The 14,819-nt window shown below is 56.9% G+C and carries 15 protein-coding genes; 3 read left to right on the forward strand and 12 right to left on the reverse strand.

Going from position 1 to position 14,819, the window contains the following annotated elements; translation table 11 throughout:
- Positions 1–67: 67 nt before the first annotated feature.
- Positions 68–364, reverse strand: a complete 297-nt coding sequence (locus tag RZA33_RS11100; RefSeq protein WP_317507777.1) for a DUF1330 domain-containing protein — start codon at positions 362–364, stop codon at positions 68–70.
- A 69-nt stretch (positions 365–433) separates the two neighbouring features.
- Positions 434–952 carry a cupin gene (locus RZA33_RS11105; protein WP_317507778.1) on the reverse strand — a complete coding sequence of 173 codons (519 nt, stop codon included), beginning with the start codon at positions 950–952 and terminating at the stop codon, positions 434–436.
- A 231-nt stretch (positions 953–1,183) separates the two neighbouring features.
- On the opposite strand from RZA33_RS11105, the gene RZA33_RS11110 reads away from it, so the two are divergent.
- Both RZA33_RS11110 and RZA33_RS11115 read left to right on the forward strand, forming a co-directional pair.
- Complete coding sequence (locus RZA33_RS11110) at positions 1,184–2,383, forward strand: multidrug effflux MFS transporter (protein WP_317507779.1); 1,200 nt, start codon at positions 1,184–1,186, stop codon at positions 2,381–2,383.
- Between the two features lie 526 nt (positions 2,384–2,909).
- Entirely contained in the window at positions 2,910–4,802 is a 1,893-nt protein-coding gene (locus RZA33_RS11115; protein WP_317507780.1) for a TonB-dependent siderophore receptor, read from the forward strand.
- Between the two features lie 4 nt (positions 4,803–4,806).
- Here the strand turns inward: RZA33_RS11115 and RZA33_RS11120 are convergent, their stop codons facing one another.
- From RZA33_RS11120 to RZA33_RS11160, 9 genes are all read right to left on the reverse strand, one after another.
- Entirely contained in the window at positions 4,807–5,370 is a 564-nt protein-coding gene (locus RZA33_RS11120; RefSeq protein ID WP_317507781.1) for a hypothetical protein, read from the reverse strand.
- A 29-nt stretch (positions 5,371–5,399) separates the two neighbouring features.
- Entirely contained in the window at positions 5,400–5,828 is a 429-nt protein-coding gene (locus RZA33_RS11125; RefSeq protein WP_317507782.1) for a DUF2231 domain-containing protein, read from the reverse strand.
- A gap of 441 nt (positions 5,829–6,269) precedes the next feature.
- Positions 6,270–7,421 (reverse strand): alpha/beta hydrolase, encoded by a 1,152-nt coding sequence (locus RZA33_RS11130; RefSeq protein ID WP_317507783.1) that lies wholly within the window; start codon positions 7,419–7,421, stop codon positions 6,270–6,272.
- A 317-nt stretch (positions 7,422–7,738) separates the two neighbouring features.
- Positions 7,739–8,665, reverse strand: coding sequence for a 15-cis-phytoene synthase CrtB (gene crtB / locus RZA33_RS11135; protein ID WP_317507784.1), 927 nt, complete (start codon positions 8,663–8,665; stop codon positions 7,739–7,741).
- A gap of 45 nt (positions 8,666–8,710) precedes the next feature.
- On the reverse strand, positions 8,711–9,751 hold the full coding sequence (crtI, locus tag RZA33_RS11140) for a phytoene desaturase family protein (protein ID WP_317507785.1): 1,041 nt from the start codon (positions 9,749–9,751) through the stop codon (positions 8,711–8,713).
- A complete protein-coding gene (gene crtY, locus RZA33_RS11145) occupies positions 9,748–10,938 on the reverse strand; it encodes a lycopene beta-cyclase CrtY (RefSeq protein ID WP_317507786.1) in 1,191 nt (396 codons plus the stop codon). The genes crtI and crtY overlap by 4 nt, the downstream gene beginning before the upstream one ends.
- The gene (locus RZA33_RS11150; RefSeq protein WP_317507787.1) at positions 10,935–11,186 is read right to left on the reverse strand and encodes a hypothetical protein; all 252 of its coding nucleotides are present in this window, start codon (positions 11,184–11,186) and stop codon (positions 10,935–10,937) included. The genes crtY and RZA33_RS11150 overlap by 4 nt, the downstream gene beginning before the upstream one ends.
- Positions 11,176–11,517 (reverse strand): hypothetical protein, encoded by a 342-nt coding sequence (locus tag RZA33_RS11155; protein ID WP_322976207.1) that lies wholly within the window; start codon positions 11,515–11,517, stop codon positions 11,176–11,178. Before RZA33_RS11155 ends, RZA33_RS11150 begins: the two co-directional genes overlap by 11 nt.
- The gene (locus RZA33_RS11160) at positions 11,517–12,005 is read right to left on the reverse strand and encodes a winged helix-turn-helix domain-containing protein (RefSeq protein WP_416337863.1); all 489 of its coding nucleotides are present in this window, start codon (positions 12,003–12,005) and stop codon (positions 11,517–11,519) included. The genes RZA33_RS11155 and RZA33_RS11160 overlap by 1 nt, the downstream gene beginning before the upstream one ends.
- Positions 12,006–12,376: 371 nt before the next feature.
- Between RZA33_RS11160 and RZA33_RS11165 the strand changes: the two genes are divergently transcribed.
- On the forward strand, positions 12,377–14,233 hold the full coding sequence (locus RZA33_RS11165; protein ID WP_317507788.1) for a DUF3413 domain-containing protein: 1,857 nt from the start codon (positions 12,377–12,379) through the stop codon (positions 14,231–14,233).
- Positions 14,234–14,387: 154 nt separating this feature from the next.
- On the opposite strand, the gene RZA33_RS11170 is transcribed toward RZA33_RS11165, so the two are convergent.
- A complete protein-coding gene (locus tag RZA33_RS11170; protein WP_317507789.1) occupies positions 14,388–14,783 on the reverse strand; it encodes a RidA family protein in 396 nt (131 codons plus the stop codon).
- Between the last annotated feature and the right edge of the window lie 36 nt (positions 14,784–14,819).

The following is a 14,819-nucleotide window of genomic DNA, read 5'->3' on the forward strand; positions in this document are numbered from 1 at the left end:
ATAAAAAGGCCATTCGTTAATTAACAAATGACCTTTTTATTGCTAAACGGTGCGTAAAGAAAGCCTTTTACGCTTCTTCCATTCCATCCACGATAAACACGCGGTAGTCGGCACCCTGGAAGCGGTGCTTGCGGGCTTCCTGGTAGGCGGGGCTTTGGTACCACGCGCGGGCGGCGGCCATGTCAGGGAAGCGCAGAATCACCGCACCTTCCATGTCGCTGCCTTCCAGTACTTCAAAATCGCCGTAGAAGGCGAGCGGCTGCGGGTCGTGGCCTTCGCGGGCGGCTTTGGCCTTTTCGCCATAGCGCGAAAACTCCTCTGCATCGTGGGTGCGTTCACGGGTCATTACGACATAAGCGGGCATTGGATCTCCTCGTTGGTATAAAGTGTGTGTTTGGAGATCATACCTTTTATGGGCCCGGTCCTGCTTCATTTAAGAGGCTTGTTCCCACAAGGTTTTCAGCGAGCCACCGATGGGGTCGGCTTCGGGTAAGGCCACGGCAGCGACTCGCGCTTGGGCTGCCTCAAGCTGTGCGGGGTCGCCGCGCTCTATGTCCGGTTTTTGGCCTATGGGATAAGCGCCTACCATGCAGAAATCATCGTCCGCCTCTAGGCTGGCATGCCCGACTCCCGCTGGCAGCACCAGCACATCACCTGGGTAAAGCATCAGCTCCTGGCCGTTAGGGCCGCCGAGCCGCGCCCGGGCCTGCCCGCGGAAGATGCCTAGTGCCTCGTGGGCGGTGGAGTGAAAGTGGTCAAAATCATACAGGTGGTAGCGCCACGCAGGCGGCCAACCGTGGTGTTTGAACGTACTTTCAAAGGCCTCGGCCCGCTCTTCTGCATTGCTGATATCGAGAACCTGCCGATAAACCAGCACCGGTAGAGGGGAGTTGGGGTAGCCGGTCGCTGCATCGCTGTCGAGATGGAGTCGTTCGGGCTGGGGGGTAGACATCCTTGCCTCCTTATTTCTCGTTGGGGTGTGCTTTCAGCTTGGTTTTAAGCATGTTTTTAAGAATAGTTTTTAATGCATACCCGAGCAAACTGATAACAAACTGGCTAGGTGCTTAGCCGATTACCGCCCAGCAGCCTACCCCCTCATTTTCTATTCGATTGCCTTGATAGCATCAGTCGGTATCATATCGCTGATGCTGTCCATCATTACGCCCTTTTGCCGCGAGCTTCTATGACCCAATCTAAAACGCCCTTCATTGTGGTGCTGAGCCTAGCAATGACCATGATGTTGGGCCCGTTTTCCATGGATACGTACCTGCCGGCCTTTCCGGTTATCGGCGAATCGCTAGGGGTTTCTCAGCAGGCGGTATCGTTGAGTGTTTCGGTGTATGTATTCGCGATGGCGTTGGGGCAGTTAATCGGCGGTGCGCTTTCAGACCGATTCGGTCGCCAGCGGGTGTTGATGAGCGGGCTGGCGATTTTTGCGCTCTCAAGCATTGTCATTGGTATGGCGGATTCTTTAAACACGATGCTCGGCGGGCGCGCCGTTCAGGCCCTTGGCGCAGGCTTCACTCTGGTTTCAGTACCGGCGTTAGTGCGTGACCGAGTGGCGGGCCGCGATGCCGCTAAGCTGTTCTCGATGATGGGCTTTATCATGGTGCTGGCGCCGGGCATTGCGCCAAGCGTGGGCAGTGCGATTCTGGCGCTGGGTTCCTGGCACACTATCTTTTTTGCCTTGGCGGTATACGCGGTGCTGCTGGTGCCGTTGCTGGTGCGGGTGATTTTTACCGGCACGGGCAAGGTGTCTCGCGCGAAAAGCCCTAAAATGAGCCTGCTGGCGCGTTACAAGCTGGTACTGTCGACAAAACCGGCCCTGCCGTTCATCGTTTGGCAGGCCGCCTCGTTTTCTACCCTGATGATGTTCATTACTTATGCGTCATTTATCTATCAGGGGCATTTCGGCCAGTCGCCTTCAAGCTTTTCGATGCTGTTTGCGGCGAATATCGTCGCGATGCTTATCTTCAACATTCTCAATCGCGTGTTGCTTTCCAGGCTACCGTCACTGCGTATCCTGCAGTTGGCAACGGGCTGCCAGGCGGTTGGCATAGTATTGCTGGTGATGGCGGCTTTCATGGAGTGGCCGCTGTATGCCTTCCTGCCCGCCATGATGCTGACCATCGGTTCGATTGGGGCGATCTCGCCGAATATTCAGGCCTGCTTTTTGGAGTTCTTTCCCACCAGCAGTGGGACGGCCGCAGCGCTGCTGGGTGCCGCCCAGTTCGGCATCGCCGGGATTCTGAGTGGTTTATCTGCACTGCTACCGCATACGCTGGAAGCGGTCATCCTGGCCATGGCCGCCTGTGGCTCGGTGGCGTATGTGATGCTTGCCCGCTCTATCATCAAAGGGCGTGCCGCTGCCGAGGCACACTGAGCCAGGCCACACTCCTTTGTCAAAAGCCCCGTGTTTTGGATAACACGGGCTTTTTTTATTTGTTGATCAGATGCCGCTGGTACACGAGCGCTGCAGATATAGGACGGGTAGTCGGCTGGTGCATGACCTCATACGTGTATTGCAATCATGAACTAAAGTTAAAAATAAATGATTATGATTTGTGTTATTACTATTGACTAGGTGCTGCCACCCTTGGATACTCTCACGGCCTTTTAAAAGAAAACCATAAGGCGAGCAGGGCCGGTTTAATCATTTCAAGGGATCTTCAACATGACTGATAGCAGTAGCACAGTCCGGCGCGGCGCAAGCCGGTTACGGTGGCAGCAGACCACTACCGCCATTCTGTGCGGCACAACGCTGGTGACTATTCCCATGGATCGGGAGTGCACAGGAAACCGGCGAAGGCAGTGACAATAACGAGGGCTATCGCCTCGCCCCCATTATCGTCAATGCTCAGGCCTACGCTGATGATGATGCCAATTCGATAGTGGCTCAGGAGCTGTGGGTGGGTGGTAAGGTCGCCACCAGTCTTCTCGATACGCCGGCCTCTGTGTCAGTCATCACTGAGAAAGAGATTGAGCAGCGCAACGCCTCTACCACCGAGGAAGTACTGCAATATACGCCTGGGGTCATCACCGGGTATTACGGCTCAGATGATCGCAATGACTATTTCCAAATCCGCGGGTTCCAGGCGACCACTTATCGTGATGGACTGACGCTAGGCTCAATGCGCGGTGTTCGTGAAGAACCCTACGCCTATGAACGCGTCGAGGTGCTGCGAGGTGCTAACTCCACCCTGTTTGGCCCGGCGGATCCGGGTGGTTCGGTCAATTTCGTGAGTAAACGGCCAAGGTTTGAGCGATTTGGCGAAGGCTATCTCTCCTACGGCTCATTTGACGCAAAAGAGGCCGGTGTTGATGTGGGCGACACACTGAACGCTGACGAGACTGTGGCCTACCGTTTCACCGGCACGATCAGGGATAGTGATCGCGAGTACGATCACTCCAAAGACAACAATGGCTTCTTGATGGGCGGCCTGACTTGGGAGCCAACGGATTATACTTCAGCGAGTGTCATTTTTGATTACTTGAAGCGTGACGACACACCCAATAGCGGTGGTTATCCACTCGACCGGGAGTACGACCGCAACGAATTCTATGGTGAGCCGGACTATAACTTTCACGACGTCGAGCGTACCAGCCTCACCGGGCAGCTCACTCATGATTTCAACAACGGGCTGACGTTGCGGGGTAACCTGCGCTACAGCGATCTAACCGACGATTTCGGTTACGTCTATATCAATGACTCTGCGGCGCGCGTAGGCAGTGTGGTGGACCGCGACTACTTTGGTACTGACAAAGAAGCCCAGGAGTTGATCGGCAACGCTATTCTGCAGTACGACGCCAGTTTCGATCAGGTCGATAGCAGCACGCTCGTGGGTATCGAATATCGCGATGCCTCAACCGAAGACAGTTCGTTTTACGGCGATGCGACCTCCATTGATATCGCAAATCCTGTCTTTAGCGGTGCCCCCAGTAGCCTGAACGTCTATAGCAGCAACAAGCAGGACTTCACCACCGAGTCGGTCTTCCTGACCCAGAATTTGTCCTTCTATGACCGATTCATTGTGACAGCGGGTGTGCGCAACGACTCGATGGATGTCTCAAGCACCAACATGGCGGGCGTTACCGATTCCGATGACTTTTCTGAGACCTCACTTCGTGGGGCGCTGACCTATCGCGTCACCGACGAAATTTCCACCTATGTCAGCATGGTGGAGTCGGTTGCACCGCCCACGATTGGCGTCGATCCCGAACGGGGCGAGCAGTACGAAATTGGTGCGAAATATTCTCCCTTTGGTACGAATGCGCTGTTTTCGGCGGCCATCTATGACCTAACCAGAGACGACGTCACCATCTCGGTTGTGCAGGACAACGGCGTTGTCGAGCGGGAAACCGTAGGTGAGTCCCGCGTACGGGGTCTTGATCTGGAAGCGAAGGCTGAGTTGACCGATAGCTTTAGCGTGGCCGGTGGTTACTCCTATATGGAGTCGGAAGTGGTGCGCGACAGCAACGCAGCCAGAGAGGGTAACGAGTTCACCGCAGCACCCAAACATACGGCGTCGCTGTGGGGCTACTATACCTTGCCAAGCCAGGAGTTGAGTGTTGGCCTCGGTGCCCGTTACATTGGCTCCTACTACTTTGATGTCGCCAATACGTCAAAGAGCAGTGCGGCAACGCTTTTTGACGCGGCCTTCAGCTACCAGCTCACCAAAGATGCGGACCTAGCCGTCAATGTCAGCAACTTGCTTGATGAGCAGCATGTGGTCGGTTCGGCCACGGCCGACTACTACAATCCTGGCCGCGAAGTCGTGGCAAAAGTGAGCTATCGCTGGTAAGTCATCATATCGAAGTGCCAAGACCAGTCAGTTTACCCTGATTGGTCTTAGGCTCTTCGTACTCTGATTCTGGCGCTGGCTCAATGAGGATGGCTGTTTCAAACTTCTCGTTTTCCAGAGCCGCCAAGGCGATCTCATAACAGTCGTCGATATGGCTGTTACCCATGTATTTCATCGCGGTATAACTGATACTGCCCGCCACAGCGCTGCCCACAAAGGGCACAAACTTGGAAACATTCTTTGCAGCTACCTTGCCTGCCATCTTATTGAGTAGCAGCACAATCAGTTTTCGGGTGATGTATTTGCCCGCCATTTTACTGCCGGTATTTGAAATGGCGGTCATCACAAAGAGCTTGGATTGCGTATCCAGGCTATCGATTTGCTCAGGCGATAAGCCAAATTTTTCGTTAATTTTGGGAATTAGCCGCATCAATATAGCCACGTCTGAACCTATATCCAGGCCGGGTATAGGAATAATCGCGGCGCCCGCAGAAAAGCGAGAACTCTTCGTTACCATTGAACGGCACGATTCTTTTATGGCGTCGAGCTCTTCGATTGAGTCGATCATGTGAGATCCTTTTAGCTAGACAGGTGTTTTTATGGCTTACGTTCGGCGTTGAGCTGCGAGAAACCCACCCAGGTAGCCGTGCCTGCCAACAAAGTAACCACGATTGAGAGAGAAAAACCCGCAGGCATCATTGCCCAAGTATCCCGCGCGTGGGCCAACGTATTAACAAAACCAAGTACCCAGGTAAGCAATAACAGCGCTGGGTAAATCAGAAAAGGCAATTGGCGGTGCTGAGTACGAAAGAAGCCAATCATCGCGAATAAAAACGCCAGGCCGGTGAAAATAAGCCCACCTATGTTTAGCCAGTACGCAACGGTCGTCCACTGCGTTGCGTAGTTCGACGAGTAGGCGTAATCGCTTAACGTGGCGCCAAGAAAGAAGGGGGTCGTCCCTACAAGTAGCACGGTATGAAGTGGATGCAGCCTATTTTTATTAGTGTGGCCAGTAGTGTCTCTCACGGCAAACTCCTTATGCTGATCAAGGGGATAAATTCACTAGGATGGCGTGAGTCATAGGATAAGCCAGCCCAGGAAACGACATCATGTTCATAGGGCGGAGTATAGTTGACGTCTGGAATCTTTCCCAAAGCGACGCTAGGAAAATGAGCGGTGCGAATACCCAAGGCGATGAGACAAAGCGCCATCAATAACAGCTACTTATTTAGGTTTGCTGTTGACGTAATACCATTTTCTGAGAGCAGGGAATGGCGCCTGCCTAATTCGATATATCAAAATTTCTGCCGTAGCGTCTGGGTCAGCTGTCAGTATCCTATGTTCTGCTTCACTTTGGTCGGTAAAGCAGGGAGGGTGCCGGTGCTGGCCCTCCTGCTTCTACCTTGTGATCCAAAGTGCTGCGGTTATTCTATGAATCCTGCCAAGCTCAGTCGATTTTTTCGCCGTTCAGTCACCTGTTACCTCGCGGATATTATTGAGGAGTTCGAGAAAATAAGGATTCCAGGTTAAGCGAGCGTGGTATTTTTCCGCGTCGTGCTGGCCCCATGCGCTGAACCATAGGGTGTCTGGGTCATCGGGCGGGACGAGGTCGTCCTGGCCGTTTTCCAGCATGAGGTAGCTACCTTCCTCACCGTAATAGGTATTCTCCGGCGCAAACAGCACATTCATGTGGGAAAAGTTACTGATCCGCCGGTCGGGCAGGTGGCTGGTCAAGGGAGTAACACGCGGGTCGTCAAGGTGTTGTGGTGGATCGCCGTACCACACGAAGCGCGATGCGGGGTGGGGAAAGCGGGTTTGAAAGGCATCGAGCGTCGCGTCGGGGTCAAGGACGCTGTCGTGCTGGCTCATGGTCATCAGCACGGGTTTATCGAAGCGCTCGGCTGCGAGATTTTTTTGCACGGCACTGACCGAGCGATAATACAGCGAGGCACCGCGCGACGGCAGCGACTGGTAGGTGACGATATTGTCCTCGTCATCGATGTCGAGCCAGTCCCAAAAATGGGCAATGGTCGGGGCGAGAAACAGATAACTGCTCGCGGGGTAAAAACCAGGAGAAAACAGCAGCAGCCCATCGACATCGTCGTCGCTGAACGCTTGGGAGGTGACTAGGTTGCCCCCGGTTGAGAAACCCCCCAGCCACAGTTCATCGACCTCTGCTGCCAGCAGGCGGGCGTGATGGGCAACGGTATGTTCCCAATCATCGTTGTTCGGCAGCATCAGGTCGGCGGGGCGGGTGCCGTGACCGGGTAGCAGAATAGAGCGAACCAGCCAGCCGTCGTTCGTCATAGCGGTGGCTATATCCGAGAAATACCACGGGCTCGAGCCCAGCCCATGCACGAGCAGGATGCCGCGTTTTGCCGGTGTATCTGGGCGACGTTCAAACGGCGTGTTGAGCTTTATTTCAAGGTTACGGCCTTCACTGATAAAAGCGCGGTTATCCGCAATCCATGCGCGTGTTTCGCGCATGTACTGATCGAAGCTTGGTTGATCATGGCGCGGTAGGCTGCCCGAGGGCTGAAATCGCGGGGAGTCCGGCGGCAGGGCGCAAGAGGCCAGCAACACAAGGGTGGAAAGTAAAACACTAAGGCGGCGAAACATGGAAGTCTCCATCGATGGGTGCTTGCCTCTAACATAGAGCCACAAATGTGCTCCTCCTGACTTAGAGTGACCGGGCAGGTTGGGCGGATTTAGGGGCTTGCGTCTTAAAATTTGCATGGCCACCTCGTTGGTGAGTTCATGGAGTCGCTTGCAAGGATGATTGATCTGCGGGCAATGCTCTATTGGGTTAGCAATTACCGCCTCGTTGCCGGGAGCGGCCCCCGCCTTAATGGAGAACGAGGTTGCCCGGTGGATTAGCTACAGTGCCTTGAAGCACCAATGGCGGGAAAAGCACGGAGGTTCCATGAAGAAAGCCGCTACGCTGGACGCTGCCAGAGACCGCTAGGCCTTGGCGCTGGCTTTTGCCAGCGGGATGCCATTGCGTGAGCGAGTCCCAGACCCAGCAAGCGCGCCTTGTCCACCTTACTGGTCGAAATGCGCGCGTCCCAGGCCCGAGCACCGTGCGTTTTCACCTTGACCCCGATTTCTCGATAGACGCCGCGGGCGGTGGCGATGGCCCAGGCGCAGCGAGGCGGCAAGGCCGTCAATCCACCATAGGCGGAGTCATAGTAGGGTTCTGCCAGATCGATCAGTTGTTGGGCCAGGCCTGCCAGGGCCTCGCGATGCCTTGGCGCTGTCATCTCCTGGCGTGGAATGCCGGCTTCCTCCAGCCACTGTGCTGGCAGATAGCAGCGATCGATTTGTGCATCCTCGATGATGTCCCGGGCGATATTGGTCAGCTGAAAGGCCATCCCCAGGTCGCAGGCGCGATCCAGGGTCGCTTCATCCCTCGCGCCCATGATCCAGGCCATCATGATGCCCACCACGCCGGCCACGTGATAGCAGTAGTCCAGGGTATCGTCGAGGGTGACATAGCGCCGCTCTGCCACGTCCATGGCGAATCCGTCCAGATGAGCCAGGGGATAGCGCTCGGGAATCCCGTGGCCGAGCGTAACCTCCTGAAAGGCGGCGAAGGCCGGGCTTTGCATGGGCTCCCCGGCATAGGCGCGACGCGTCAGGTGTCGCAGCTCGTTCAGGCGCGTCTCGCTGCTTTCGCCCGTGGTTTCCTGAGCACGAAAGCCCAGCTGCTGGTCGTCGATCACGTCGTCGCAGTGGCGGCACCAGGCATAAAGCATCAGGGCGCTGCGCCGAGTGGCCGGATCGAACAACTTGGCGGCGGTGGCAAAACTCTTGGAGCCCACGGCTATCATCTGTGCGGCATGCTGTCCTAGCTTATCGGTCATTAAGTCGCTCCAGCATCAGGCCCGCGGTGGCCTTGGCGGAACCAATCACGCCGGGCACCCCGGCGCCGGGATGGGGCCAGCCCCCACGAGATAGAGGTTGTCGATCTTGGCATCCCGGTTGTGGGGTCGGAACCAGGCGCTCTGAGTGAGAATCGGCTCCAGGGAGAAGGCGGAACCCAGGTGGGCGTTGAGCTCCTCGCGAAAATCCAGGGGGGTGAAGTGACGACAGGTCACCAGGTGCTCCCGTAGCCCGGGAATATAGTGACGCTCCAGATAGTCGAGGATGCGGTCGCGGTATATCGGCCCCTGGGTTTCCCAGTCGATGTTCGCCTTACCCAGGTGCGGCACCGGTGCCAGGACATAGTGAGCGCTACAGCCTTCAGGTGCCATGCTTGGGTCGGTGACACAGGGGGAGTGCAGGTAGAGGGAGAAATCCTCCGCCAGGGTGTCCGCGTTGAAGATCTCGTCGATCAATTCCTTGTAGCGGGGGCCGAAGCACACCGTATGGTGCTCCAGGCCTTGCGGTGGCCTGTCCAGGCCGAAATAGATCACGAACAGTGACATGCTGAAGCGCTTGCGGCCCAGGGATTTGGCTTGGCGGGTGCCACGGGAATGCCCGCTCAACAGCCTGCTGTAGGTATGCATCACGTCCGCGTTGGAGGCCAGTGCATCGGTCGGAAGATGCCGGCCATCCGTCAGGGTGACGCCGCTTACCTGATCCCCTGCGGTCTCGATGCTTGCCACTTCCGCGTTCAGTTTGAGGGCGGCCTGGTCGTTGACGTAATCGAAGGCAGGGGCATCTTCCCAGCATAGCCGGTAGAAGGGCGTGACCGGCAGCAGTTCGACATAATCTGCCATGTGTTTGTCTGCCAGACGAAAGAACTCTTCCAGGGCGGAGGGGTCGGTAATCACCGTCGGACCGGCATCGAAGGTGAACCCCTGGTCTTCATAGACATAGGCGCGGCCACCGGGCTTGTCGCGCTTTTCCAGCAGGGTGGTCTGGTAGCCGCCGGACTGCAGGCGAATCGCCAGGGCCAGGCCGCCGAAGCCGGCGCCGATCACCAGGGCACGTTGAGGCTGGGTCATGAGCGTATTCCGAAGAAGGTGGATGAAATCTTTTGTGGGGAATTCGCCCGCACCGCCTTGAGCGCTTCGCCAAGCGGCACCGGCGGCTTGCCCATCAGGATGCGCACCTTGTCGGCACGGGTCAGGCGTCCGGCGTAGAAGCGTTCGATCAGCGGTTCCGAGAGGCCGTAGAAGCGTTGCATGACCTGCCAGCGCTGCTCCGGGCGGCCCGCCAGGAACAGCATGCGATTGAGCAGGCGAAAGTAGCCCTGGCGCCGCCATTCCCGGGCGGCGAAGGCATGGATGGCCTGGAATAGCGACTCTGCATCGAGCTTGCCAAGCTCGGCGATGCGCTCCGCCAGGCCCATCGCCTGGGGTAGGGAGTACCCGGTGGTGGGGTGGAACAGACCGGCGCGCAGGCCACTTCGCGGTTGGCCTTGGGCGTTCTGCCAGAAGGTATCGAACTCACCCGCCAGGATGATCGGCAGCACGCCGCTCTCTTCCCGCAGGGTTTCGACGATCTGCCAGTCGCAATCCCGCGCATAGACGTCAATATGCTCTTGCAATTGGGCCGCGTTCACCTCTGGACGATCCACATAGTGGGTATCCTCAATCAGCAGGGTATCGTGGCTGAAGGGCAGCACGTAGACGAACCGGTAGCCGTCCTGCTGGGGCACGCTGGCATCCATGAGGATCGGTTCTTCCAGGCCGTGGGGCTTGTCCAGGCGGACTTCCCGGCCGAGAAATGCCTGATAGCCCAGGGTCAGATGAGCGCTGTCGGCGGGGCCCCGGCCGTCGATTACTGCGTTGGCGTGCAGCACCCGACCATCCTCTAGTTCCACGCTATCCCTGGAAAGGCGGGCAACGCGCGTGTCGACCCACAGCCTATCGCCTAGGGCCTCTTCCAGAACGCGAGAGAAGTCCCGGGAGAAGATGCTGGCATAGCCCCCGTTCAACAGTCGCTCGCGCTGCGGGAAGATCACCCGGTGCCGCGGCCAGCGACGACCCACCAGGGGCGCCAGCCAGGCATGTTGGTCTGCGGAGAGATCGCCATCGTGAAACGACCAGGTGTGATGACCACCGGGGCGACTTTCGCTTTCCAGCATCAGCAGGCGCAACCCTGGCTGCGCCTGTATCAAGCGCAGGGCGATCAGGCCGTTGGCCAGGCCGCCCCCCACCAGTATCAGGTCATATCTTGGCGCGATCATCCAGCAGCACCGCCGCACGCAATGCATGCAGACCGGCACTCCCGAACACTGCCGATGCGTCGTAACTGCTTAGTTCGGCCATGATCGCTGCCAGACTGCAGGGCGACTCGCTCGGCAACGCCGGTCATGGAACTGATCAACAGCAGCGCATTCACTGTCTTATGGAAAAGTCGTGTGCTTAGATCAATATCGTCCAGTACGATGTAGAAATGATCATTCTTGCGTTTCACCATACTGTCATCGGTCATGTCGCGCTCCCGCTGAAGATGCAGCCCGTTGCTGCTTTAGGCGTTTTTTGAGTTTCCTGACATCTGGCGCGTAAAGGAAGCCGAAGGGCACAGCGCCCTCTCGAGTACGTACGGCATGATGTATTCGGTGAGCTTGGATCAGACGCTTCAAGTAGCCGCTCTTCGGCTGCCAGCGAATCGGCCAGCGTCGGTGAACCATACCGTCGTGAAACAGAGAGTAAACGACCATTTTGATCGCACCAAAGAAGGCAAATCCCCAGGCCACGCTGATGACAGCAACGCACAATGCAAAAGCAATGGCGACACGCTTGCGCAAGCTGTGCCGGTACATTACTGAGCATCCTCTGCGATTCGGTACCCGATACGATGCACGGTATGAATTAATGGGCTATCAAACGGCCTATCGATAGCCTGGCGCAGCTTGTACAAGTGCGAGCGAAGCGCATCGCCATCAGGGCGCTCGTCAGCCCACAACAACGTTTCGAGATCATCGCGAGCCACAACAGACGGCGCCTCTTCCATCAAGCGTTGAAGTAGTCTCATGCCGACAGGGGTGAGATTGATGCGCCGCCCCGCACGATGCACTTGCAGCGTGGACCTGTTCATCGTCAGATCACCAACTGTTAACAGATTGTCGGTCTTTCCGTGACTACGTTTGCACAGCGCCTGCAGTCGCGCATGTAGCTCTTGTAATGCGAATGGCTTGACCAAATAGTCATCGGCTCCCGCCTCAAAATACTCAGCGATGTTTTCGCAAATGTCGCGGTTGTCTTCGACAATCAACACTCTAATCGGTGTCGCTCCAAGCACGTTCCCCATCAGCTGATCTCCCTTGTCAGGCATAACCTAGTTGCAGGCCAAGCGGTGGCTCGGCCTCGCTGTCTTGATTAAGCATTGAGAGGTTAGCAAAGCTGATGTGGCTAAAACGTCGCTGAAATGTGAAAGCGACTATCTAGCGATAGTAGCAAATGCGAATAGGGCGGTGTAGGCTTCTTCTCCAGCTTTTCTGACCTTTTAATCGGCATGGATTGATCCTCGTCGCATGGGACGAGACTACCCGGTAATGCGACTTTCAGAAGTCTTACTGGGGGTCGGAACGCTCGAGAAGTATTGCGTAAGTTTTCAGTAAGTCAGCGGCTGCGACAGTCAACACTCTTTCTACCCAACGTCGATTGAAGGGCGTCTGGTCTTTGGAGAATTCGCGCGTGATCTATCGACTCCTGCACCGGTGGCGCTGGCTTGGCGCCTGGACCCTGGCCAACCTGCTGCTTGCCTGGATGATCTCGTTGCGCTATGTCGACTATATCCAGCCCGAGGGGGCCGAGCAGTGGAGCTACCTGCTGATGGTTTTCCTCGGCCATATCTCGCTGCTGGTATGGCTGGGCGCTTTGCCGATGTTCCTGCTGGCCACGTTTTTGCGCGGCATCGGGCTGTGGCTGATAACCACCCTGTGGGCGAGTGGCCTGCAGTTGTTGCTGCTGCTTGATACCTTCGTCTACGCTCAGTATCGCTTCCACCTGAGTGGCTTCATCCTCGACCTGCTGCTCAACGCCGGGGGAGACGTGTTCAGCTTCTCATGGGTCGCCTGGGCACTGGCCGTTGGTGGCGTGCTGGGCATGTTGGCGGCGCAGGGTGGTCTCGGGCTACTGTTCAAGCGACGTCCACCTTTACGGCCTGTGGCCGCGATGCTGGTAGTAAGCTTGTTGGCCCTGCTGGGGGTTCATGGTTGGCATGCCTGGGCGGATGCCCACTACGACCGCGACATCACCGGCATGACGCGTCATGTGCCGGTCTTTTATCCGGCCACTGCCAAGCGCTTCTTCGTCAAGCAAGGGTGGGTCGACCCCCAGGCGGTGCGCGATCGGGTGGATCTTGAGGCGACAGAGGGCGGGGCGCAGGATCTGATCTACCCCTCCGCGCCGCTGAGCTGCTCGCCGTCGGTGTCTTCCGACAACCTGCTGCTGGTACTGCTGGATACCCTGCGTCACGACATGCTCACTCCTGAAGTGATGCCGAATCTTTTCCGGTACGCCCATCAACCCGATTGGTTCAGGGCGCGTGAGCATATCAGTGGTGGCAACTCCACCAAGGCCGGTGTCTTCAGCCTCTTCTATGGCCTGCCAGTCACCTACTGGGATGCCTTTACTGCCAGCCAGACGCCTCCGGTGCTGATGGAGCGATTAGAGGCTGCCGATTACCGCTTCCAGGTTCTCTCTTCTGCGACGCTGGTGAGCCCTGCCTTTGACCGTAACGTTTTTGCGGGTCTTAAGGATGTCTCGCTGGAGTCAGCAAAAGGCGAGCCCTGGGAGCGCGACCAGCAGATCACCGATGACTGGCTAGCCTGGATGGACAAAGAAGAGGCAAGGTCAGATGCGCAGCCTTTTTTTGGTTTCCTGTTCTATGACGCCGTGCACGGCTTCAGCCATCCGCCAGACTTCCCGCGGTTCACGCCCTATTGGGAGCATATCAACCACCTGAGCCTGGGGCCTGACGTTGATCCCGAACCTTACTGGAACCGCTATCGCACGGCAGCGCGCTATGTGGACCAGCAATTGGGACGCGTACTCGATGACCTGGAGCGCCGTGGGCGGCTTGAGGATACGGCGATAGTGATTACTGCCGACCACGGTGAGTCCTTCAACGAACATGGCAAGAACTATTGGGGACATGGCAGCAACTACACGCCGGAGCAGGTTCAGGTCCCGCTGGTGATGCATTTGCCGGGGCGGTCCGGTGGTGCGCTGGAGCGGCGAACGCACCACGCCGATATCGCACCGACGCTGCTCGAGGAACTGCTCGACTGTGAATCGGCTCCTCAACATTACACCCTGGGGCAAAGCCTGTTGGACGCCGACCCCCATCGCGACTGGATGCTTTCAGGCAGCTACATGGGTTATGGCATCCTGATGCCCGACTATCAGGTGGCCGTGCACCCCACAGGGGCCTTCGAAGTCTACGACTACCGCATGAACGAACTCGACGATATTAAGCTCGAGGCCCGGGTGTCGAAGGAGGTGCTCAGGGCGCTGTCGAGGTTCTATCGTTAAGACACCAAGGATGCTGCATTGCTGGCTTCAGCGTACGGAGTGAATCAGCCATGGCCTCAATCGCTATAACCCTCTATTGAACAGGCCAATGGATAACCCGACAAGGTGCAGATTTTGACCCCGAACCCCGTGCGGCGTTGAAGGCTCGGCGGTTTCAATGACCAGATACAACAAGTGACACATCAGTTAGGGTGTTGCCATGACTCACTTGTATCGACGCCTTCCGTTTGGCAATGACCTTGATTTCAAAATCGAAACCCGCCAGCCATGTCACGCCAACCGCCGTCCAGTTTGGGTAGGGTTTTTCTGGAAACGCGCGCGCCTTGGCTTCCAACCAGATAGGGAATTGGGCTTCCGGGGCAGTATGGAAAGTCGTCACGTCGACGATATCGTCAAAGCTTGCGCCCGCTGCTACCACTAATCTCTGTAGGTTGTCGAAAGCAAGCTGCACCTGAGCGGCGAAGTCCTGCTCGGGCGAGCCGTCTTCACGACTGCCTACTTGGCCTGACACGTACAGTAGATAGCCAACGACGTGTTGAAACAGAGACAACTGCTTAACGCAACTACCTGCGCCGGACGTTTGCTT

The organism is Halovibrio sp. HP20-59, from assembly GCF_033052795.2.
Classification (GTDB): domain Bacteria; phylum Pseudomonadota; class Gammaproteobacteria; order Pseudomonadales; family Halomonadaceae; genus Vreelandella.